Below are 20,922 nucleotides of genomic sequence, written 5' to 3' on the forward strand. Positions count from 1 at the left end.
GGTTGCAACCGGGGGTGCCTCAGAAGGACAGGTCGAGCACCCTGCCCTCGAAGAGACGGTCGCGAGAACCTTCGAGATGCGCCTTCATCAACCTTTGCGCATCCTCCGGCCTGCCATCGGCGATCGCCTTGTAAATGGCGTTATGCTCTTCATAGACCTGTTCTAACCCTTGGCGCGGGCCGAGCAGGGAAAGGCCGTGGAGATGCATGCCGACCGCGATATGGGCTTTCAGTGCATCGATCGAGGCCGTGTAATAATGATTGTTGGCAGCCTCCGTCACCGCTCGATGGAAAGTGAAATCGGCATCGGCCCGATGAAGCTGATGGCTGGTCGCCTCGCGCAGATCCGCAAGGGCGCTGGCGATCTTCTGGATGGCCTGCTCATTGCGTCGCTTGGCGGCGAAATAGGCGGCGGCCGGCTCGATGGTCAGGCGGAATTCGTAGCAGCGCTGAATATCGGCAATGGTTTTAACAGGCGAATAAGCGAGTTGCGTCGTCGGCGACCCATGCGCGCTGACGAAGGTGCCAGCGCCTTGCCGGGCATAGACCATGCCCTGATCGCGCAGCCGTGCCAGCGCATCGCGGACGATAGGCCGGGAAACACCCAGCATCGAGGCCAGTTCGTGTTCGCCTGGAAGGCGTGAATCCGGCGGATAGTTTCCGCCGCGGATCCGCTCGAGCAGCTGGTCGAAGACACGGTCGACCAGCTTGACGGCCTTGCCGCGTTCGGGCTTGCCCGGCGGGCCGGCTTCCGCGTTCAAAGATTCGCCATTCGCGTCAACCACGTCTCATATTCTCCCCGACGGTATCTTATGCCGCCTGATTCCGAAGAACCAGTTTTAGCAGACTATCCGGTTTGCCGAAGCCCCCCGACTTGACGGCGCACCGAAAACGCCGGCCATCGGCGGCCGTCACATCGAACCACGGAATGCCGGCTTCTATCTCGCCCTGGGGCGCCAATACCCGCACCCCCAATGTGCGGAAAACGGCAAGAGCCGTATCGCCGCCCCCGACCATCAGCATATCCGGCCTCGTATCATCGATGACAGCCTTGACGCCTGACGCAAAGTTGCGAACGACGAGGCCCGCATCGACCGCCATATCGCCTGTGCAACGCAACAGCACCGGCAGCGCCAGACCCTCGCCACATTCGATCTCGCCCATCGGCGCATCCAACACCACGCGTAGGGCGCCCGTGCCTTCAAGCCGGCTCATCTGAGCGACAGTGATCGGATCGCGCGAGCCGAAGGCAAACAGGGTCCGCGGGCTTGCCGCAAATTCCCTCCTAGTCGACTGACCTGCCTCGCCGAGGCGGCGGGCAAGTGCGGCGCCGAGACCCCGGGCGCCGACGGCAAGGGTCGTCTGCCAGTCATGTCCCGCGGCGATCTGGTCAAGATCGGCATCGTCCCCGGCATCGGCAACGACAACGCGGTCCGCACCCCTTTTGAACAGCTCAGCGATCGGCAGCGGACGGTTGATGCCGCGGCCGACGACACAGCCACGGTAGGTCAACCGCTCCTGATCGGGAATGGCGGGCGCAACGAGGATGGCCTTCAGGTCGAATGCCTTCGCCAGCGCCATGGCTTCCGCCGCGACATTGCCCTTCAACCGGGAATCGATCTTCTTCATGACGACCGCAGGCTTCTCGCCACGAAAGACATCCGCCGCCAATTGAACTCTTTCGGCGGCTTCGCGCTCATCCAGTGCGCGAGACGCGGTGTTGATGACGACGACATCGCAGGCGGTAGCCACCGCCTCCCGCGCCGCCTCTATATCGATGGCGACGGCGACCGAAAGGCCAGCTTCGACAAAGGGCGTGCCGGTATCGAGAGCGCCGGTCAGATCGTCGGCAATGATCGCCACCTTCAGCGTCATGCGATTTGCTCCGTATTGACGGCGTGGCAGGCGACGAGGTGGCCAGGCCTGGCTTCTTTCCAGGCGGGGATGACCTTGCTGCAGACATCCATGGCGATCGGGCAGCGCGTGTGGAAACGGCAGCCGGACGGCGGGCTCAGCGGGCTCGGCACGTCGCCCTGCAGGATCTGGCGCTGACGTGTGCGCTCCAGTTCCGGATCGGTTTCCGGAACGGCCGACAGCAGCGCCTTGGTATAGGGGTGCAGCGGATTGTCGAAGAGTTCCTCGCGGGTGGCCAGTTCGGCCAGCCGCCCGAGATACATGACGCCGACGCGGGTGCTGATGTGGCGCACGACGGCGAGATCATGGGCGATGAAAAGATAGGTTAGCCCGTATTTCTCCTGCAGATCGAGCAGCAGGTTGATGATCTGCGCCTGGATCGACACGTCGAGCGCCGATATTGCCTCATCGCAGACAATGAATTTCGGCTGGCAGGCGAGCGCCCGGGCGATGACGACGCGCTGGCGCTGACCGCCGGAAAGCTCGTGCGGGTAACGCTGGGCAAAGCGTGTGGGCAAGCCGACATCGGTGAGCAGCGTCGCCACCCTCTCCTTCAGCTCGGCCTTGGCGCAGAGCTTATGAAAGAGGATCGGCTCGCCGATCGCTTCGCCTACCGTCATGCGCGGATTGAGCGTCGAATAGGGGTCCTGGAAAACGATCTGCAGGTCGCGGCGGAAGGGCCGCATCTGCTTTTCGTCGAGTGTGGCGAGATCCTGGCCCTTATAGACGACCTTGCCGCTGGTCGCCTTGTAGAGGTTGAGGATGGTGAAACCGGTCGTCGACTTGCCGCAGCCGGATTCGCCGACGAGGCTCAGCGTCTCGCCTTCCATGATGTCGAGATTGACATTGTCGAGCGCATAGACGGTTGCCGAGCGTTCGCCGAATGCGCCAAGCTTGACATGAAAATGCTTGACCAGGTTTTCGACCTTGAGCAGCGGTTGAGCAAACATCACGCGGCCTCCTGCATTCTCTGGACGACGAAACAGGCGGCGCGATGATTGCTCCTGCCGGCGAGCAGTTCGAGCCGTGGCACCTTCTCGTGACAGATTGTTTCGGCGAGCGGGCAGCGCGGCGCAAAGGGGCAGCCCTTTGGCCGACGGCCGGGCTCCGGCGGCGTGCCGCCGATCGAGCTCAGCCGGCTTGCCGGCGGATCTGAAAGTTTCGGGATCGAGGAGAGCAGGCCGCGCGTATAGGGATGGCTCGGCCGGGCGTAGAGCTCGTCGACCGGCGCGTCCTCCACGACCGTGCCGGCATAGAGAACGGCGACGCGATCGACGAGGCCGGCGATCAGCGCCAGATCGTGGGTGATCCAGACGACGGACATACCGAGCTTGGCTCTGAGATCCTTCACCAGATCGACGATCTGGGCCTGGATCGTGACGTCGAGCGCCGTCGTCGGCTCGTCGGCGATCAGGAGCTTGGGATTGCAGGCAAGGCCGATCGCGATCATCACGCGCTGGCGCATACCGCCTGATAGTTCATGCGGAAAGGCCTGCATCCGCTCTTCCGGCCCGGGTATGCCGACGAGGCGCAGCAGCTCGGCGGCGCGAGCCCGGGCTTGCGCCTTCTTCATGCCGCGATGGTAGATCAGCGGCTCGCAGATCTGGTCACCGACACGCATGACGGGATTGAGCGAGGTCATCGGATCCTGGAAGACGAAGCCGATATCGCCGCCGCGCACCTTGCGCAGCTCGGCGTTCGACATCGTCTGCAGGTCGCGGCCGTCGAAGGTGGCCGATCCCCTGGTGACCTTGATCTTGTTCGGCAGCAGCCGCATCAGGCTCAGCATGGTCAGGCTCTTGCCGCAGCCGGATTCGCCGACGACGCCGAGGGTCTCGCCCTTGTCGACATGCAGATCGATGCCGTCGACGACGACGGCCGGGCCGCTGCGGCCATCGATCTCGACGGTAAGGCCCCTGACGTCGAGCAGGCGGTCTGTGCTTTTCGTGTCCATCATTTGCTGCCCCGCGGATTGAGCGCGTCGTTGAGGCCGTCGCCGAGGAAGCTGAAGGCAACCGAGGCAAGGCCGAGCACGGCCGCCGGAGCGGCGAGAAGATGCGGATAATGCTGCCAGACGCGAAGACCGTCCGAGATCATGTTGCCCCAGCTCGGCGTCGGCGGATTGACGCCGACACCGAGGAAGCTGAAAGCGCTTTCCAGCACCATCGCCGTGCCGAGACCGGCGCTGACCGAGACGATCAAAGGCCCGAGCGCATTCGGCACGACATAACGCTTGATGATGATCCAGTTTGAAAGGCCGAGCGCCTGGGCCGCAGTGATATATGGCCGGCTGCGGATCGACAGCACCTGGGCGCGCACGAGTCGGGCATAAGGCGGCCAGGAGATCAGCGCCATCGACCCGAAGACGAGGATGAAATCCACCCAGATGGTCTGGCGGTAGAAGGGGTTGAGGGTCTCGAGGTAGCGCGCCTCCATCCACCGGGTGATCGGCGATTTCAGCGACGCGTTGATCACGACGACGAGCAGCAGGTTCGGAACCGACATCGTCACATCGGTCAGCCACATGATAGCGCTGTCGAAAGGGTTGCCGAAGAAACCGGCGACGGCGCCGAGCGTGAGGCCGATCAGCACCGCGAAAAAGGTGACGATCACGGCGACGAGGAAGGCTGTCCGCGTGCCGAAGACGACGCGGCTGAAGACGTCGCGGCCGAGATCGTCGGTTCCGAAGAGGTGGCTCATCGACGGCAGCGCGTTGCGGGCGTTGAGGTCCTGGCTCAGATAATCATAGGGCGTGAGATATGGCCCGAAGATCGCCGTGAAAGCGAGAATTAGAACAACCATGAGACCGAAGACGGCAAGCTTGTTGCGCCGCAGACGATGCCAGGCGTCGCGCCACAGGCTGACCGGCGGCTCATCCACGGCTTCGGTGGTGGAAAGAGGGATTGCAGACATGGTCAGCGGCTCCTTCTTGAATCATTGGCGCGCGGGTCGAGCAGCGGATAGAGCACGTCCACCAGCAGGTTCGACACCATGACCAGGAACGATCCGATCAGCGTAATTGCCAGGATGACGGGATAATCGGAATTGATCAGCGCCTGCACAGTCAACCGGCCGAGACCCGGCAGGCCGAAAACGAGTTCGACGAAGATCGCACCGTTGACGATGGTGATCATGATCAGGCCGAGCTGGGTCACGACAGGCGTCAGCACCGGCCGCAGGATATGGCGCAGCGCCACGACGATCTCCGGCACGCCCTTGGCGCGCGCAGTGCGGACGAAATCCTCCGACAGAACCTCGATGACGGCGGCCCGCGTCTGGCGCACGATCAGCGCGATCGGCTGGAAGGAAAGCACGATCAGCGGCAGCAGGATGCGGACATCGAAGACGCCGCCCCAGCCGTAAGGCACGCTCGTGCCTGGCAGCAGCACGATGAGGCCGACCATCAGCAGCGGCCCGGCGACATAGGCCGGGATCGCCCAGAGAAAGAGCGCGGAGCCCAGAATGGCATAGTCGAGGCGCGAATTCTGATTCAGCGCAGCGATCATGCCGAGCGGGATCGCAACGACGGCCGTCAGGATGATGGAACAGAGGGCAAGCTGGAAGGAGACGGGTGCAGCGGCCGAAACCATCGCCCAGACGGCGCGGCCCGATGTCAGCGAATTGCCGAACCGGCCGTGCAGCAGGTTCCAGATGTAAAGGCCGAACTGTTCGATGAAGGGCCGGTTGAGACCCGCACTTTCGCGAATGGCCTCGATGCGCTGCGGATTGTAGGCGACGTCGCCCGGCGCGCGCAGGAAGATGAGCTTGATCGGATCGCCGGCGCCGTAGAAAGCCAGCGCGTAGACGGCCAACATCACCACGAGAACGGACGGAATCCAGATGGCGAACCGGGTTAGCACGTAGCGCAGCAAGGGGCCACCTCCCACCTGTTGAACGATGCGCTCCCGCTCTTTGCTGAAGCCCGGCGGATCGCATCTCTTCTTGAAACTTGCGCGAAGGCCTTGCGGCCTTCGCGCGCTTATTGTCAGAAACGAAAGTCCCGATCAGCCGATGGAGATGTTCCAGGGCTCGGCGATCTGCCAGTCGAGATTCTTCTCCATACCCTTGACCTCCTTGGTGGCCCAGCGCGACATCGCCTGAGAATACCACGGAATGAAGGCCCAATCCTCGCGGAACGCCTTCTGGGCCTCCTGGGCGAGAGTAACGCGCTGCGGATCGTCCGCAGCCTTGGTCGCCGCTTCGGCAAGGGCGCTGTCAACCTTCTCGTTCTTGTATCCGCCGAGCTTGTTCTGCGCGTTCGACGAAGTCGAGGCGATGCTGCCCGTGAGATAGGAAACGGCGTCTGGAACACGGGTGCCGACGTCGTCGCGGAAGATCTGGACCGAGTTCTGATCCGGACCGGCATAGGCGTCCTGTTGCGGTTTCATGTCGACGGCCGTGATGCCGAGATTCTGGCGCCACTGCTCGGCGATGAACTGGGCGGCGGCCTGAATGGCCGGCGCCGAGATGCCGACGAACAGGAGCTTCGGCAGGCGCTCGGGCCCGCCATAGCTCGATTCGGCAAGCAGCTTCTTGGCGGCGGCCGGATCATAGGGGAAAGGCTCGAAGCCGGAATTGTCGGCGCCGGGAACCGAATTGAGGATCTGGTCGGCCTTCTTGTGAGGCCCATCCGGATAGGAGGCCTTGAACAGACCGTCGCGATCGACGGCCATGATCAGTGCCTGGCGGACCTTCGGGTCGTCCATCGGCGCGCGGGAGATGTTGAACCAGAAGTGCTGGCTGGTCGGGATCAGCGGGCCGGCCGAGAATTCCGGGCCGAGATCCTGGATGATGGTCGAGGTGACGAGCTCGGTATGGGCGTTGAACTCGCCCGACTTGATCAGCGACGTCGCAGTGACATTGTCCTCGATCGAGGTGATGTCGATGCGGGCAAGCTTCGGCTTCTGCCCAAAGAAGTTCTCATTCGGCTCGAACGTGATCTTGCCGGCATCGATATCGATGCTCGTCAGCTTGAACGGGCCGGAGAAGACCGGCTCATTCTCAGGCTTGTACCAGTCGATGATTTCCTCGCCATCGCTGCCGCGCGACTGCGATGCCTTTGTGATCGGCGCGATGTGGTTTGCCAGGCGCATGAAGAAGATCGGATCAGCCGCGGCGAGCGTCACGACCACCGTCCCCTCGTCGGGCGTCGCGACACCGGTCAGCTCGTTGCCGGAGCCGGCGGCGATTTCGGCGTAGCCCTTGACCTTGCTCAGCACCTGGTCGGCGCGCTGGCTCTTGGTGTTCGGCATCGAGGCGACTTCCCACGATCCCTTGACGTCGGCGGCGGTGATCTTGCTGCCGTCGGAGAAGACGGCCTTGGGGTCGATCTTGAAGGTCCAGACGGTGTTGTCGGCCGATTCCCAGCTGGTGAAGACGTAAGGCTTGATATTGCCTTCGCTGTCGAAATACATCGGCGCGGCCCACCAGATGGAATTCCAGCGGAAGGTTCTGCCGCCGCCGCGCAGCGGCGACCAGTCCTGATCGAAGGCCGGATGCGCGACCTTCAGCACCTGGCCTTCGTCGGCCAGCACGATGCGCGCATTCATACCGAACACGGTGAGGCCGACGCCGGCCGCAAGGCCGAGCTTCAGCGCGTTGCGGCGTGAAATATTGGTTTTATCCGATTGATCAAAAGACATGGCATTCCCTCCCACGGTGAATTCGGCAGCGTTCTCCCTGCGCCTGCCGGGCGCAGCACAATCCGTCGCCTATCGTTCACTCGTTATTGTAAATATGTCAACAAAAAATCGCAATTTTGACCCGTTGAAAATTTTGAGTTTAAAATAATTCAACAATTACAATCATGTAGATTTTCGCTCTCGTATTAATCAATTTTGTCTTCTTGACAAAAGCGTCACGATGGAAAAGTTCTTGGCACTCATCGCCACAGACGGACGACAATTTTTCTGCGCAGCCGGCCCGGCAAGGGCGCCTAAGGGAGGGCGGAATGAGCCATCACAGGATTACAGGCGTTTTCAGCGCGGCCGCTACGCCGCTGACCGCAGATAACGCGCCGGATCTCGCTCTTTTCACCGATCATTGCCGTCGGCTGCTGACCGAGGGCTGCCATGGCGTGGCCCTGCTCGGCACCACCGGCGAGGCCAATTCCTTCTCCGGAGCCGAACGCCGCGCCATTCTGGAAGCGGCGCTGGAAGCCGGCATTCCTGCCGGTAAGCTGCTGCCGGGTACGGGCGTCGTCGCCATTCCCGAAACCGTCGAACTGACCCGGCACGCGCTGTCGCTCGGCGTCACCAAGGTCGTGATGCTGCCACCCTTCTACTACAAGGGCGTTTCCGACGACGGCCTCTTCGCCGCCTATTCGCAGGTGCTGGACAAGGTCGCCGACACGCGCCTGCAGGTCATCCTCTACCATATCCCGCAGGTCTCAGGCGTACCGCTCTCCATTCCGCTGATCGGCCGGCTGATCGCCGCCTTCCCGGAAACCGTCGTCGGCATCAAGGAATCTGCTGGCGATTTCAACAACATGCAGGCGATCATCTCCGCCTATCCCGGCTTCTCGGTGCTGGCGGGCGCCGATCCGCTGCTGCTGCCACTGTTGAAGGCCGGAGGTGCGGGCTGCATCACGGCGACCTCCAATCTCGTGGCGGATTCGCTGCGCACCGTCTACGACCACGTCCATTACGAGGACCGCGCCGGCGACGTCGAGGCGGCGCAGGCGCGCATCAACGCCTATCGCACGCTTTCCAACTCCTACGTCCAGATCCCGACGATCAAGGCAATGGTCGGGCTGAAGACAGGCAATCCCGCCTGGAAGCGCACGCGCGCACCGCTGATGCCACTCAGCGAAGCGGATTATGCCGCACTCGCCGAAAGCTACGCCAAGCTGCCCTGAGGAGACCCGCCATGAGCTTTACCGGCCTGCGCCCCGAAGCCGTTCCCGCCCTGATGACCGGGATCATCGCTCCTCATCCCTCCTTCAAAGGCCGCGCGGATGCCTATCTGCCCTCGCCCTGCATTCAGAACCACGCGGCAAATCTTGCTTTTCTGCCCGACGGTACGCTGACCTGCGTCTGGTTCGGCGGCACGATGGAGGGCATGGGCGATATCTCGATTTACATGTCGCGGCTGGCGCCGGGCTCCGATCGCTGGTCCGAGCCGGAGAAGATGAGCGACGATCCGGAGAAATCCGAGCAGAACCCATTGATTTTCAACGCTCCTGACGGAAAGACATGGCTGCTCTATACCTCGCAGACCGCGGGCAACCAGGACAGTTCCGTTGTCAAATGCCGGATATCCGAGGATGGCGGCCGGACGTTCGGCCCGGTCCGGCTCCTCTGCGACAGCCCCGGCACATTCGTTCGCCAACAGATCGTCGTGAACGACAGGGGTGAATGGCTGCTTCCGGTCTTCCGCTGCGTCGGCCTTGACGGACGGCGCTGGAGCGGCGACGCCGATACGGCGGCGGTTCTGATCTCGCGCGACGGCGGTGCGAGCTGGCAGATGCACGACATTCCGAACAGTATCGGCGCCGTGCACATGAACATCCTGCCGCTCGGCGACGACGAGATGGTCGCCTTCTACCGCAACCGTTTCGCCGAAAACATTCTTTCCAGCCGATCGAGTGACGGCGGCAGGACGTGGAGCGCGCCCGAGCCCACGGAACTGCCGAACAACAATTCCTCGATCCAGGCAACAGTCCTGAATGATGGAGCGATCGCAATGGTTTACAATCATTCGAATGCAGCCATGTCGGACGCGCGGCGCCAATCTCTCTATGACGAAATCGAGGGCGACGAGGCTGGAGAAACGGCCGCCGTCCTCGCCGATATAGGTCGCAAGGCGGTCTGGGGTGTTCCTCGTGCGCCCCTGAGCCTTGCGATATCAAGGGATGGCGGCAAGAGTTTTCCGCGTCGCATGGATCTCGATACGGGTGACGGGTTCTGCCTCAGCAACAATTCCAAGGACTCGCTGAACCGCGAATTCTCGTATCCCTCGGTCATCCAAGGCGGCGACGGTACACTTCATGTCGCCTACACCTACTATCGGCGGGCGATCAAATATGTGCGCCTCGCCCCGCCACTCCTGCCGTAGCGAGGCGGCCGCTGGCTTGTTGTAAATTTGCGTCCCATCTAGCGCGAAAAGGTCGCTGGCATGATCGGTTCGACCGACTGAACGTGGAGAAATTGACAACAGAGTTGGCAGCCTCGTCGCCAGCGCAGTGAAGGCCGGCTCGCACCGTCTACTATCGACGACTGTCAGCTATATATCTGATTATAATTATCAAACATCAATGCAGATGGCTGCTGAAACCTGAATCCAGCGCATATCAGACGATAAAATTTCGCGCTCTCAGAAATGCCCGCTTGACTTCGATATGACAACTTTACATTAAAGAGGGCGACACTATTGCCGCAAGATCCTGCAGGGAGGACTGGTCATGGCCAGCTTGGGTTCGCCAATCACGATAATTCGGCCGCATCAGATCGAATTCGGCATCGGCACGGCAGGAAAGCTCGGCAAATGGGCTGCCGAGAAAGGTTATCGGCGCACGCTTGTCATCTCGGACGCTTTCAACGCTTCGCGCGTCGACGTGCTGGAACTGAAGGGCGAGGTTGCGGTTTTCTCCGAAGTAACGCCTGAGCCTGATACGGCCAATCTCGACAAAGTGCTGACTGCGGCCAACGCCGCCGATGCCGAGCTGGTCGTCGGCTTCGGCGGCGGCAGCGCCATGGATCTGGCAAAGCTCGCCGCCGTTCTCGCCGGTTCCGGGCAGACGCTGCATGAGGTCGTCGGCCCGAACAGGGTGCGCGGGCCGCGCAAGGTGGGACTCGCCCAGGTACCGACAACCTCGGGCACCGGCAGCGAGGCCGGCATCCGCGCGCTCGTCACCGACCCTGCGACGATGGCGAAGCTTGCTGTGGAGAGCCTGCATATGCTGGCCGACATCGCAGTCGTCGATCCAGCCCTGACCTTCAGCGTGCCGGCGCGCACCACCGCCGCAACCGGCGTCGACGCCATGGCCCATTGCGTCGAGGCCTTCACCAACCGCAAAGCCCATCCGATGGTCGACATCTATGCGATCGAGGGAACGCGGCTCGTCGGCAGATATCTCGCCCGCGCCGTCAAGGATGGCAACGACGCAGAGGCGCGCGCCGGCCTATCGCTCGCTTCGCTTTACGGCGGCTTCTGCCTCGGCCCGGTCAATACCGCCGGCGGCCATGCTCTCGCCTACCCTCTCGGCACGCGCTGGCACGTGGCGCATGGAGCGGCGAATGCCCTGATCTTCCCGCATGTTCTCGCCTTCAACACGCCGGCGGCCGCGGAGAAGACGAAAGCGGTGATGGCAGCGCTCGGCTATGAAGCCTCGGAAAATACGGCATCGGTCTTCGATGCGGCTTATGCTTTTTGCGCCGAACTCGGCATTGAGATGAAGCTCTCCGGCCTTGGCGTGCCGGAAAGCGATCTCGACGCCATGGCTGACGACGCCTTTGCCATTCGCCGTCTGCTTGATAACAATCCGCGTGATCTCAGCCGAGCCGACATCCGCTCGATTTACGCGGCCGCCTTTTAATACTGTTTCAGAAGGGACTTTGGTGATGGACAGGAATGCGAAAGTCGCCGTGACGTTGGGCGATCCGGCTGGAGTCGGCCCCGAGGTGATCGTCAAGGCCTTGGCGGCGCTTCCGAGTGAAGAGCGCCGCGATTTCGTCATCGTCGGCAATGTGGAAGCGCTGGAGCGGGCTGACCGCGTTAGCGGCACCGGGTTGAAGTTCGTGCCTGCCGATGGATCCGATGACGACAGGATTGCCGTAGATGAAGTCCCGCTCGGCGCACCGCTGCCGGAGATCGGCAAGGTCAGCCCGGTCGCGGGCGATGCGTCCGTGCGCTATATCACCCGCGCCGTCGATCTCGCCATGTCCGCCAAAGCCGATGTCATCGTCACCGCGCCGATCAACAAGGAGGCGATGAACCTTGCCGGTCATCACCATGACGGCCATACCGGGCTTCTCGCGCATCTCACGGGCTCGAAAAGTTCCTTCATGCTGCTGGCCTCCGAGCGGCTGAACACCATCCACGTCTCGACCCATATCTCGCTGAAGGGCGCGATCGAGCGCGCCAAGACCGAGCGGGTGCTGGCGACCATCGAAGCCGGCCACAGGCATTTCCTGCGCCTCGGCAAGACCGCGCGCATTGCTGTTGCCGGCCTCAACCCCCATTGCGGCGAAAACGGCCTGTTCGGCACCGAGGACATGGAGTTTCTGGCGCCGGCCGTCGAGCAGGCACAGGCTCGGGGTATCGATGTCGTCGGCCCGATCTCCGCCGATACGGTGTTTGCCCGTGCCTATAACGGCGCCTTCGATCTCGTCATCGCCCAGTATCACGACCAGGGCCATATTCCGATCAAGCTCGTCGCCTTCGAAACCGCGGTCAATGTCTCGCTCGGCCTGCCGATCGACCGCGTCTCGGTCGACCACGGCACCGCCTTCGACATTGCCGGCACCGGCAGGGCCAACCACGTCAACATGCTGTCCGCCATCGCCTATGCCCGGCTGATGGCCCGCTCGCCGCGGCGGCAGGTGTGATTGCGGCAAGATGTCGAACAGTGCCAACATCATAATCTGCTGACCAAGTCTCATCCGTCCGGCGTTTTGGTCTACTCTGCGGAAAGGTCGATTGAACCCCAACCCCGTCACATGCCCGGCGGTCCCAGAACACGGGGGCGGTGATCGAGGGGAATTCCGGGTGGGCCGGGTTGATCAAGATGTTACGGTCGACGCGGGCGACGACGCTTGGCACCGCAACGTGGCGCAGCGTTCTTCTTGCGGCATTTTTCGCCGAAAGACTTGCTACGGCGGCCGGCATGCTGTCCCAACCGGGCAGCGCGGGGCGGCGTTCGCTCGTGCCGGGGCTCAGCTTTGCCCCTGATGCAGCCGACGGAAAATCCGCTCGATCTGGGCAACAACGGCAAAAAAGACGATGCCGGAGAGAGAAGCGAGCACGACGGCGGCAAAGAGCCTTTCCGCCTGATAGTTGAACGTCGACTGAATGATGACAGCGCCCAGCCCCTGGTTCGAGCCGATCCACTCCCCGACGATCGCGCCGATCACACAGGTGGTTGCCGAAATGCGCAGCGACGCAAACAGCAAGGGGGCGGACCGTGGCGCGCGCAGGCGCCAGAACGTTTCCCACCCACTCGCCGAAAGCACATGCATCAGCTCAAGCTCGCTTACAGTAGCCAGATTGAGGCCCCGGGCGGTATTCACCAGGGTTGGGAAGAAGCAGATGAGAGCGGCGATGATGACCTTCGGGAGCATGCCGAGGCCGAAGATGAGAATGATGATCGGCGCGAGCGCCAGCACCGGAATCGTGTTGAAGAGCAGGACAACGGGAAAGTAGGCGGCCTGGAACCGCGGATTATAGACAAAGGCAACCGCCAGTATCACGGCGAGACCATTGCCCAGGAGGAAGCCGAGGCCCGCCTCGCCCCACGTCGGGACGGCGTTCGACAGCAGGAGGCGCCATTCGATGCCAAGCGTACGCATGATCGCCAGCGGCGTGGGAACGATATAACTCGGGACACCGAGCGCCGGCACCAGGCACTGCCAGGCGAGGAGCAGCGAAAGGGCGCCGATAACGGGAAGGCCGATCGCCTCTGTGAGGGACAACGGACGGTGCGTCATGCAGCCGCACTCCCCTCCTGCAGCAATCCCCGCAGATGGGCGGCGGTCTCCTGGACATCGAGGCTCTCGCGCCGACAGAGGCCGCGCTCGTCTTTCAGCGGTTTTAGGTCGATCAGCGCCTGGACGCGGCCCGGATTGGCGGCCAGGACCAGCACGCGTCCGCCGAGATAGATCGCCTCGACGACGCTGTGGGTTACGAACAGGATAGTCGTGCCGGTCCGTCGCCAGACGTCCAGAAGCTCATCGTTCAGTCGTTCGCGGGTAATTTCGTCGAGCGCACCGAAGGGCTCGTCCATGAGCAGGATGTCCGGCTCGCATTGAAGAGCGCGCGCTATGGCGACGCGCTGGCGTTGTCCGCCGGACAATTGATGCGGATAGCGGTCGGCCAGATGCGACAGGCCGACCAGCTCGATCCAATGATCGGGCCGCGGATCGACCGATCGCGAGATGCTCTTCTTCCCCACCTGCAGCGGCAGCGCGACATTCTCCCTCACGGTCCGCCAGGGCAACAGCGTTGCTTCCTGAAAGACGAAGGCGACCTCGCGCCGCCGGCGCGCCTCAGAGGCAGTCCTGCCGAGCACCGACAACCGCCCGTCAAGGGTCGGAAGAAGATCTGCCACCGCACGCAAGAAGGTTGACTTGCCGCAACCGGAAGGCCCGAGAATGGTCAGAAACTCGCCCCTGCCGACGCGGAGGTCGACGCCCGACAGAACGCGGGTCGTCTCGACAGCGCCGGCATAGCCGATAGCCAGATTCTTGGTTTCGATGGCCACTGCTTCAGGCAAATCCGCTCTCACGCAATCTTTGGGCGGTCACCCGCCGTCATAGCCAATATCTCAGTCGTATAGCAATCCTCCAGCTTCGGCGCGCCGCTCTTGAACTGGCCGATCTTGTCGTAGACGGAAATCTGCTCGGCGAGAGCGGCTGGATCGAAGCTGCCCCAGCCGTTTCTGCCGGTCTCTGTGTCGAAGCTCAGCGACAATATGCGCGGCACCGTCTTCAGTTCCACGGCAAGATCGAGCTGCGGATAGGCCTCCACCGTCAATTTCACCGCCTCTTCGGGATGTTCATGCGTCCAGGCCCAGCCCTTGGCGACGGCACGCAGCACCTTTGCCAGCGTCTCGGCATGGCCGGTCACGGCATCGTCGGTGGCGAAATAGACATTGGCATAGGATGGCAGGCCCGTGTCCTTCATCATCAGATCGATGCGGTCGGGGCCGATGACGGAAAGGGCCTGCGTGTTGGTGATCCATCCGGTGACCGCATCGACCTGACCGGTCATTAGCGGCGTCATGTCGAAACCGATATTTGTAATGGCCAGGCTCGAGGGATCGATATTGTTCTTCAGCAGGATGGCATCGAGCACGTAACGGGCCGTCGGCTGGATGCCGATACGCTTGCCGACCATATCCTTGACGGTGCGGATCGGCGCCTTGGGCAGCGAATAGAAGGCGAAAGGCGCCATGCGGAAACCGCAGGCGAAGATCTTGATCGGCACGCCGGATGACCGGGCAAGAAGAAGCTGTGCCGAATCCGAGAACTGACCGAGTTGCGCATCACCCGTGATCACAGGCGGCACCGTTGCCGAATTCGGACCCCCAGGGGAGAACTCGACGTCGAGACCCTCGGCCTCAAACAGGCCTTGCTTGGCGGCAACGATATCGCCGATCTGTCCATTGCTCATCAACCAATCGTATTTGATGACGACTTTGGATGCGGCGGCGCTCGAATGACGCGGTACGAACACGCTGATCCCCGCCGTTGCCGCGGCAAGAGCAAAGGCTCCACCCTTCAGGACGCTACGTCTGCCGACCATGATTTGTTTGTCATACCCGTTCATTTGCTTGCCTTCCCCTAGTTGGTTTGCCGGACGGCTGGCTGGGCCGCTTATGCCAGTTATCGCGGTTCGATGTCGCCGATCGGGCCGCCTTCAGACCACGCATAGATCTCCCAGAGATTGTCGTCGGGGTCGGCGAAATAGCAGCATCGCGCATTCCAGACGTAATTCTGCGGCGGCGCGTGGAAGAGCACGCCGGCAGCCTTCAGCTCCGCATAGGCAGCATCGACCTGCTCTGGCGAGGCAAGCTCGATGGCCGCGCAGGCCTTGTGTACGCCCGGAGGAGCCCGGCGGCTTGAGACACCGGTATTCTCGGCGATATGCGCGATCTCCCAGAGCGCCAGCGTGACGCCCGCGCCTTTGAAATCGGCAAAGCCGGGAGCGCGGCGGCGCGGCCTGAAGCCAAGCCGCTCGACATAGAAGGCAGACGCTCTTTCGATGTCCTCGACCAAAAAACAGATGTCGGTGATCGGATTGGTTTGGGCAAAAGCGGTCATACAGGCCTCCTGATGTGAAAAGCCTCGCAGACAACAGCCTCAAGAGATTTCAAATTCGTGCGGTTATCTTTCGCAAAATTGCTGATTCGCCACCGGCGGGCGCCGGCTCAAAGACGGACCGAACGCTGGTATTCCTTCGGTGTCGCCCCCATCAGGCGGCGAAAGACGCTGGAGAAATGCGCCTGGCTGGAAAAGCCTGTGGCGTAAGCGATGCTTGCGAGCGTCTCCTTGCCATCGGCGAGATAAAGTCGCGCCCGCTCGATCCTGCGTTCGAGGACGAAGCGATGCGGCGCCACGCCCGCCGCCCGTTTGAATTCCCGGCTGAAGTGAAAGGGGCTCATATGGGCCACACCGGCCAGCTCCTCCACACTCAGATCGGATTTGCCAAGCAGGTTCTCGATGTAATCGATCACGCGCCGGAGATTCTCCGATGTCAGCGGACGATCGCCGGCCTCAGGTCTGGCGCCCAGCAGTTTTACAACGCAACAGGCGAGCGCCATTCCCAGATGCTGCATCAAAAGCAGGTCGTCGCGCCCGGTCTTCTCGACGGCAAAGGCAAGAGAAAGGGCAACCTGCAGCGTTGTCGGATCAGTCGTTGCGCTCAGTGCATCACTATCCCAATGCTCCGGATCGAAGCGAGAGCCCCCGAGGCTGCTGTAGAGCGCAGGTGACTGGAAGATCGAGATATAATCCGCCGCATCGCCCTCGACTTCAAGGACCGTGGCAGCCGGTTGAAATCCCAAGGTGAACGGCGGCCTTTCAACTTTGCGGAAGGCCCCGCTTCCAAGCCGATAGGCATATCTGCCGTGCGCCGTGCGGTTGATTGAAATTCTATGAAGCGAGCCCTTCGAAACCATCTGTCCCGCAGCGCTGCGATAGGTCTCAACGATCATGTCGCGTTGGACGAAGGCCTTGTAGCCTCCAAGGGATGGCCGGCTTATTGAGAAAATCTGCGGGTCGATCTCGGGCATTGTTTCATTCTCCCTGGCAGAGAAGAGGCAAGTTGCGCGCCAAATGGAAGCCAAGCTTCGCGCTGGATATCGACGTCGTGGGATAAAACCCGACGGTGCCCACTTAAATCGTGGTTTTAAGACCGCTGTCAGCCCACACGGCACCACGGCCTGGCAGGCGTTCATCCACGGCAAATTTGGTCGCATGCGCAAGAATTATGCAATGCATGTTACTTCCTGATCGGCGGCTGCAGATCATCGGATCGCTCTCAACAGCGCGCGGCATCCGAAATCATTCCCGGTCACGGCAAACCGCAGCCAGGAATGCGCTTTTGCTCCGTCCACTCTTTTCCCCGGAAATGGTCTTTTTGGAAATTCGTTTCTCCCCATTCCTATTAGTACACTTAATTTATAGACATCATCAATTTGGAGAGTGGGAAATGACCATCGAAAAATCCGGAAGCGGTCTCGCAAGACGAGACCTGTTGAAACTGTCCGCCGCGGCCGGGGTTGCCGTCGCCGGTGCTTCGCTCATCGGGCAGAAGCCGGTTTTTGCGGCCGAAGAGCTCTCGCTGAAAGGCAAGCGCATCGCCATCAGCGCCACCGGCACCGATCATTTCTTCGACCTGCAGGCTTACAATGCTCAGATCGAAGAGGTGAAGCGTCTCGGCGGCGAGCCGATCGCCGTCGATGCCGGGCGCAATGACGGCAAGCTGGTCTCGCAGCTGCAAACCTTGATCGCACAGAAGCCGGATGCGATCGTTCAGATCCTCGGCACACTGAGCGTTATCGATCCCTGGCTGAAGAAGGCGCGTGATGCCGGCATCCCGGTTCTGACCGTCGACGTCGGCTCGACCAATTCGATCAACAATACCACGTCAGACAACTGGGGCATCGGCAAGGATCTGGCGCTGCAGCTCGTCTCCGATATCGGCGGCGAAGGCAATATCGTCGTCTTCAACGGCTTCTATGGCGTGACCCCCTGCGCGATCCGCTACGACCAGCTGGTCAATGTCGTCAAATATTTCCCGAAGGTGAAGATCCTCCAGCCGGAACTGCGCGACGTCATCCCGAACACCGTACAGGACGCCTTCACCCAGATCACGGCGATCCTCAACAAGTACCCGGAAAAGGGCTCGATCAAGGCGATCTGGTCGGCCTGGGACATTCCCCAGCTCGGCGCGACCCAGGCGCTGACGGCAGCAGGTCGGACCGAAATCCGCACCTATGGCGTCGATGGCAGCCCCGAAGTGCTGCAGCTCATCGCCGATCCGAATTCGCCTGCTGGCGCCGATGTCGCGCAGCAGCCGGCAGAAATCGGCCGCACCGCCATCCGCAACGTCGCAAAGCTGCTCGCCGGCCAGACGCTGCCGCGCGAGACCTATGTTCCCGCACTTCTGGCCAACAAGCTCAATGTCGGCGAAGTCACCAAGAAACTCGGCATTGGCTGACGCAGCCTGATGGACGGTCCGGCCATGCCGGACCGCTCAAGATTGGCCACCACGTCGGGATGGATTGCATGACTGCCATTTCCTTCAAGCAGCCGGTGACGGCGCGAGACGACATCATCCGCTTCGAAGGCATCGTCAAACGTTTCGGCGGCGCGCAGGCGTTGGCAGGCGCGTCGCTGATCGTAAAGCGCGGAACGATCCACGGTCTTGTCGGGCAGAATGGTGCCGGCAAGTCGACGCTGATCAAGCTGCTTGCCGGCCTCCATCAGCCGGATGACGGGCGGATCGAGATCGAAGGACAGACGTTCGACAGGCTGACGCCGCATCTTGCCGAAGCGCTCGGCATTCACTTCATTCACCAGGATCGGCTGCTGGTGCCGACCTTCACCGTCGGTGAAGCGCTGTTCCTCGGCCGGGAGCCGCGTATATCGGGCACGCCTTTCCTCGACCGGCGGCTGATGCAGCGCCGCGCTTCCGAAATCCTCAACGACTATTTCGGCGTCCGATTGCCAAACACTGCCCTGATCGGCGAATTGTCGACGGCCGAAAAGCAGATCGTCCAGATCACCCGTGCGCTCCTCAATCAGCCGAAGGTGCTCGTGTTCGACGAGCCGACGGCGGCACTGGTGCGCCGCGAGGCCGATATTCTCTTCCGGCTGATCCGCCGCCTGCGCGATGAAGGCGTAACCATCGTCTACATCTCGCACTACCTGAACGAAATCGAGGAACTCTGCGATCACGTCACCGTGCTGCGCAACGGACTTGATGTCGCTTCCGTGCCGATCGGCGAGACTTCGGCCGCGGCGATCGCCCGGCTGATGGTCGAGCGGGATATCAAGGAGATGTTTCCGAAGCCTGAGGTCGCGCCCGGTGACGAGATCCTCAACGTCGAGCAGCTGTCGGCGCCGGGAAAATACAGCGACATCAGCTTCTCGCTTCGCCGCGGCGAGGTGCTCGGCCTCACCGGCCTGCTCGGCTCCGGCGCAAAGGAACTGGTTCGTGCTCTCTTCGGTCTGGAGTCACCATCTTCCGGCCGCATCGAAATCAACGGCAAACCGGCTCGTCTTGCCAATCCGACGCAGGCTGCCGGCCACGAGATCGCGCTGGTGCCGGAAGATCGGCGCCGCCATGGCATTGCGCTCGATCTCAGTGTTGCCGAGAATACCAGCCTTTCCAGCCTCGCCCGCTTCACGCGCTTCGGCTTTCTCCATCGCAAGCGCGAGCAGCGCGAGATCGATGCCCTGATCACGCGGCTGCAGGTGAAAGCCAGCGGGCGCAATGCGCTTCTGCGCACGCTCTCGGGCGGCAACCAGCAGAAGGTGGCGATCGCCAAGTGGCTGAGCCGGCACTCCGAAGTCTATCTCCTCGACGAGCCGACGGTCGGCGTTGATATCGGCTCTAAGGTCGAGATCTACACACTGATCGGCGAACTTGCGGCGCGGGGCGCCGGCGTCATCGTGCTGTCTTCGGATCTGCCCGAACTCATCGGCATCACCGATCGTATCCTCGTGCTTTTCCGCGGTCGTGTGGTGCGAGAATTCATCTCGTCGGAGACCACCGCGGATGCCGTGCTGGCGGAATCGACCGGGTCGTCGGAGGGACAGCGCCGTGTCGGCTGAAGTGGAATTCGCGCCTGCCGGCTTTTCGGCAATAGAACCGCCTCCCCGGCCGGCCGGCAACATCGCGGCTGCGGCGCTGCGTTTCGGATCACTGATCGCTTTTGCAGCCATTCTGATCGTCTTCTCGCTCACCGCACCTTACTTCCTCAGTGTCGGCAATATCGGCAACGTGCTCGGCCAATCCGCCATATCAGGCGTACTCGCCATCGGGCTGACGGTTGTTCTGATTGCCGGCGGCTCCAACGTCGTCACCGGCGGCATCGATCTCTCGCTCGGGGCCAATATGGGCCTCAGCGCCGCCGTCTACGCCACCTTGACCCAACTCGGCTACGGCGACGCGGCGGCGGCCTCGGCGGCAATCGGGACCGGGGCGCTGATCGGCACTGTCAATGCCGTTGCCGTCGTCTATGCCGGCATCGTTCCGTTGCTGGCCACGCTTGCCGTGATGAACGTCGTTGCCGGCCTGGAACTGGTGCTGACCCAGAATACCGTCCTGCCCGCCTCCACTCCCTTTCTCTCCGCTCTTTCGGCGTCTGATCCCCTGGGCCTGCCGGTTCTTGCCTATGTGCTTCTCGGCTTCACGGCACTTGCAACGGCCATCGTCCAGTATACGCCGCTTGGCCTGCGTCTTTATGCCGTCGGCGAGTTCCCGGAGGCGGCGCGCGCCGCCGGCCTGCCGCTTCGCCGGCTACTATCAGGCGCGTTCATCGCCAGCGGCGTGTCCGGCGGCATTGCCGGTATCCTGTCGGTTTCCTATCTGAGCGGCAGCACGACCGGCTCCGGCGAGATGCTGCTGCCCGTCGTCGTCACCGCTTTGCTCGGTTCGGTCTTTTCGCGCCGGCTGGTTCCCACGATGGCCGGCACTTTCCTCTCGGCTCTGTTGGTCGGCTTCCTCACCAACGGCTTCCAGCTGCTCAACATTTCGAGCACGCTGGTCAGCGGCATCCAGGGCTTGCTCATTCTCATCGTGGTCTCCGCGACCACCCTGTTGCGCCGGCGGGAGGCCTGAT

The 20,922-nt window shown here is 62.1% G+C and carries 19 protein-coding genes and 1 pseudogene; 7 read left to right on the top strand and 13 right to left on the bottom strand.

Annotated features, from left to right (window positions below; translation table 11 throughout):
• Positions 1-19: 19 nt before the first annotated feature.
• From CO660_RS17075 to CO660_RS17105, 7 genes are all read right to left on the bottom strand, one after another.
• The gene (locus CO660_RS17075; RefSeq protein ID WP_085781452.1) at positions 20-784 is read right to left on the bottom strand and encodes a FadR/GntR family transcriptional regulator; all 765 of its coding nucleotides are present in this window, start codon (positions 782-784) and stop codon (positions 20-22) included.
• Between the two features lie 25 nt (positions 785-809).
• Positions 810-1,874: a four-carbon acid sugar kinase family protein gene (locus CO660_RS17080; protein WP_097599723.1), complete on the bottom strand. Its 1,065-nt coding sequence runs from the start codon at positions 1,872-1,874 to the stop codon at positions 810-812.
• Entirely contained in the window at positions 1,871-2,863 is a 993-nt protein-coding gene (locus tag CO660_RS17085; RefSeq protein ID WP_097599724.1) for an oligopeptide/dipeptide ABC transporter ATP-binding protein, read from the bottom strand. The genes CO660_RS17080 and CO660_RS17085 overlap by 4 nt, the downstream gene beginning before the upstream one ends.
• A complete protein-coding gene (locus CO660_RS17090) occupies positions 2,863-3,870 on the bottom strand; it encodes an ABC transporter ATP-binding protein (RefSeq protein WP_097599725.1) in 1,008 nt (335 codons plus the stop codon). The genes CO660_RS17085 and CO660_RS17090 overlap by 1 nt, the downstream gene beginning before the upstream one ends.
• Positions 3,867-4,826, bottom strand: coding sequence for an ABC transporter permease (locus tag CO660_RS17095; RefSeq protein WP_097599726.1), 960 nt, complete (start codon positions 4,824-4,826; stop codon positions 3,867-3,869). The genes CO660_RS17090 and CO660_RS17095 overlap by 4 nt, the downstream gene beginning before the upstream one ends.
• A gap of 2 nt (positions 4,827-4,828) precedes the next feature.
• Positions 4,829-5,785, bottom strand: coding sequence for an ABC transporter permease (locus CO660_RS17100; protein WP_097599727.1), 957 nt, complete (start codon positions 5,783-5,785; stop codon positions 4,829-4,831).
• 132 nt (positions 5,786-5,917) lie between these two features.
• Positions 5,918-7,555 (bottom strand): ABC transporter substrate-binding protein, encoded by a 1,638-nt coding sequence (locus CO660_RS17105; protein WP_097599728.1) that lies wholly within the window; start codon positions 7,553-7,555, stop codon positions 5,918-5,920.
• A gap of 308 nt (positions 7,556-7,863) precedes the next feature.
• Between CO660_RS17105 and CO660_RS17110 the strand changes: the two genes are divergently transcribed.
• The 4 genes from CO660_RS17110 (at position 7,864) to pdxA (ending at position 12,460) form a co-directional block, all read left to right on the top strand.
• The gene (locus CO660_RS17110) at positions 7,864-8,769 is read left to right on the top strand and encodes a dihydrodipicolinate synthase family protein (RefSeq protein ID WP_097599729.1); all 906 of its coding nucleotides are present in this window, start codon (positions 7,864-7,866) and stop codon (positions 8,767-8,769) included.
• 11 nt (positions 8,770-8,780) lie between these two features.
• Entirely contained in the window at positions 8,781-9,968 is a 1,188-nt protein-coding gene (locus CO660_RS17115; RefSeq protein WP_097599730.1) for an exo-alpha-sialidase, read from the top strand.
• A 346-nt stretch (positions 9,969-10,314) separates the two neighbouring features.
• Positions 10,315-11,448: an iron-containing alcohol dehydrogenase gene (locus CO660_RS17120; protein WP_097599731.1), complete on the top strand. Its 1,134-nt coding sequence runs from the start codon at positions 10,315-10,317 to the stop codon at positions 11,446-11,448.
• Between the two features lie 25 nt (positions 11,449-11,473).
• On the top strand, positions 11,474-12,460 hold the full coding sequence (pdxA, locus tag CO660_RS17125) for a 4-hydroxythreonine-4-phosphate dehydrogenase PdxA (RefSeq protein ID WP_097599732.1): 987 nt from the start codon (positions 11,474-11,476) through the stop codon (positions 12,458-12,460).
• A 115-nt stretch (positions 12,461-12,575) separates the two neighbouring features.
• Here pdxA and CO660_RS34480 read toward each other — a convergent pair.
• The 6 genes and pseudogenes from CO660_RS34480 to CO660_RS17150 all read right to left on the bottom strand — a co-directional run.
• Positions 12,576-12,764: pseudogene (locus CO660_RS34480) on the bottom strand (hypothetical protein); the annotation flags it as partial.
• A gap of 23 nt (positions 12,765-12,787) precedes the next feature.
• Entirely contained in the window at positions 12,788-13,558 is a 771-nt protein-coding gene (locus CO660_RS17130; protein WP_097599733.1) for an ABC transporter permease, read from the bottom strand.
• Entirely contained in the window at positions 13,555-14,343 is a 789-nt protein-coding gene (locus CO660_RS17135) for an ABC transporter ATP-binding protein (protein ID WP_097599734.1), read from the bottom strand. The genes CO660_RS17130 and CO660_RS17135 overlap by 4 nt, the downstream gene beginning before the upstream one ends.
• 8 nt (positions 14,344-14,351) lie before the next feature.
• Positions 14,352-15,398, bottom strand: coding sequence for an ABC transporter substrate-binding protein (locus CO660_RS17140; RefSeq protein WP_097599735.1), 1,047 nt, complete (start codon positions 15,396-15,398; stop codon positions 14,352-14,354).
• A 56-nt stretch (positions 15,399-15,454) separates the two neighbouring features.
• On the bottom strand, positions 15,455-15,892 hold the full coding sequence (locus CO660_RS17145; protein WP_097599736.1) for a VOC family protein: 438 nt from the start codon (positions 15,890-15,892) through the stop codon (positions 15,455-15,457).
• Between the two features lie 107 nt (positions 15,893-15,999).
• Positions 16,000-16,863 carry an AraC family transcriptional regulator gene (locus CO660_RS17150; RefSeq protein WP_097599737.1) on the bottom strand — a complete coding sequence of 288 codons (864 nt, stop codon included), beginning with the start codon at positions 16,861-16,863 and terminating at the stop codon, positions 16,000-16,002.
• A 419-nt stretch (positions 16,864-17,282) separates the two neighbouring features.
• Here CO660_RS17150 and CO660_RS17160 point away from each other — a divergent pair, with 419 nt between their 5' ends.
• From CO660_RS17160 to CO660_RS17170, 3 genes are all read left to right on the top strand, one after another.
• Complete coding sequence (locus CO660_RS17160) at positions 17,283-18,293, top strand: sugar ABC transporter substrate-binding protein (RefSeq protein ID WP_097599738.1); 1,011 nt, start codon at positions 17,283-17,285, stop codon at positions 18,291-18,293.
• A gap of 68 nt (positions 18,294-18,361) precedes the next feature.
• Positions 18,362-19,912: a sugar ABC transporter ATP-binding protein gene (locus tag CO660_RS17165; RefSeq protein WP_097599764.1), complete on the top strand. Its 1,551-nt coding sequence runs from the start codon at positions 18,362-18,364 to the stop codon at positions 19,910-19,912.
• On the top strand, positions 19,902-20,921 hold the full coding sequence (locus tag CO660_RS17170; protein WP_097599739.1) for an ABC transporter permease: 1,020 nt from the start codon (positions 19,902-19,904) through the stop codon (positions 20,919-20,921). Before CO660_RS17165 ends, CO660_RS17170 begins: the two co-directional genes overlap by 11 nt.
• The last annotated feature ends 1 nt before the right edge of the window (position 20,922 follow it).

The organism is Rhizobium sp. L9 (genome assembly GCF_002531885.1).
Lineage (GTDB): Bacteria > Pseudomonadota > Alphaproteobacteria > Rhizobiales > Rhizobiaceae > Rhizobium.

What these genes read in the sequence shown, in the direction of transcription:
- pdxA (WP_097599732.1), top strand. Translation starts at nt 11,474, where the DNA reads ATGGACAGGAATGCGAAAGTCGCCGTGACGTTGGGCGATCCGGCTGGA.
- CO660_RS17120 (WP_097599731.1), top strand. Translation starts at nt 10,315, where the DNA reads ATGGCCAGCTTGGGTTCGCCAATCACGATAATTCGGCCGCATCAGATC.
- CO660_RS17105 (WP_097599728.1), bottom strand. Translation starts at nt 7,555, where the DNA reads ATGTCTTTTGATCAATCGGATAAAACCAATATTTCACGCCGCAACGCG.
- CO660_RS17145 (WP_097599736.1), bottom strand. Translation starts at nt 15,892, where the DNA reads ATGACCGCTTTTGCCCAAACCAATCCGATCACCGACATCTGTTTTTTG.
- CO660_RS17130 (WP_097599733.1), bottom strand. Translation starts at nt 13,558, where the DNA reads ATGACGCACCGTCCGTTGTCCCTCACAGAGGCGATCGGCCTTCCCGTT.
- CO660_RS17090 (WP_097599725.1), bottom strand. Translation starts at nt 3,870, where the DNA reads ATGATGGACACGAAAAGCACAGACCGCCTGCTCGACGTCAGGGGCCTT.
- CO660_RS17150 (WP_097599737.1), bottom strand. Translation starts at nt 16,863, where the DNA reads ATGCCCGAGATCGACCCGCAGATTTTCTCAATAAGCCGGCCATCCCTT.
- CO660_RS17165 (WP_097599764.1), top strand. Translation starts at nt 18,362, where the DNA reads ATGACTGCCATTTCCTTCAAGCAGCCGGTGACGGCGCGAGACGACATC.
- CO660_RS17085 (WP_097599724.1), bottom strand. Translation starts at nt 2,863, where the DNA reads ATGTTTGCTCAACCGCTGCTCAAGGTCGAAAACCTGGTCAAGCATTTT.
- CO660_RS17160 (WP_097599738.1), top strand. Translation starts at nt 17,283, where the DNA reads ATGACCATCGAAAAATCCGGAAGCGGTCTCGCAAGACGAGACCTGTTG.
- CO660_RS17110 (WP_097599729.1), top strand. Translation starts at nt 7,864, where the DNA reads ATGAGCCATCACAGGATTACAGGCGTTTTCAGCGCGGCCGCTACGCCG.
- CO660_RS17115 (WP_097599730.1), top strand. Translation starts at nt 8,781, where the DNA reads ATGAGCTTTACCGGCCTGCGCCCCGAAGCCGTTCCCGCCCTGATGACC.
- CO660_RS17095 (WP_097599726.1), bottom strand. Translation starts at nt 4,826, where the DNA reads ATGTCTGCAATCCCTCTTTCCACCACCGAAGCCGTGGATGAGCCGCCG.
- CO660_RS17140 (WP_097599735.1), bottom strand. Translation starts at nt 15,398, where the DNA reads ATGAACGGGTATGACAAACAAATCATGGTCGGCAGACGTAGCGTCCTG.
- CO660_RS17080 (WP_097599723.1), bottom strand. Translation starts at nt 1,874, where the DNA reads ATGACGCTGAAGGTGGCGATCATTGCCGACGATCTGACCGGCGCTCTC.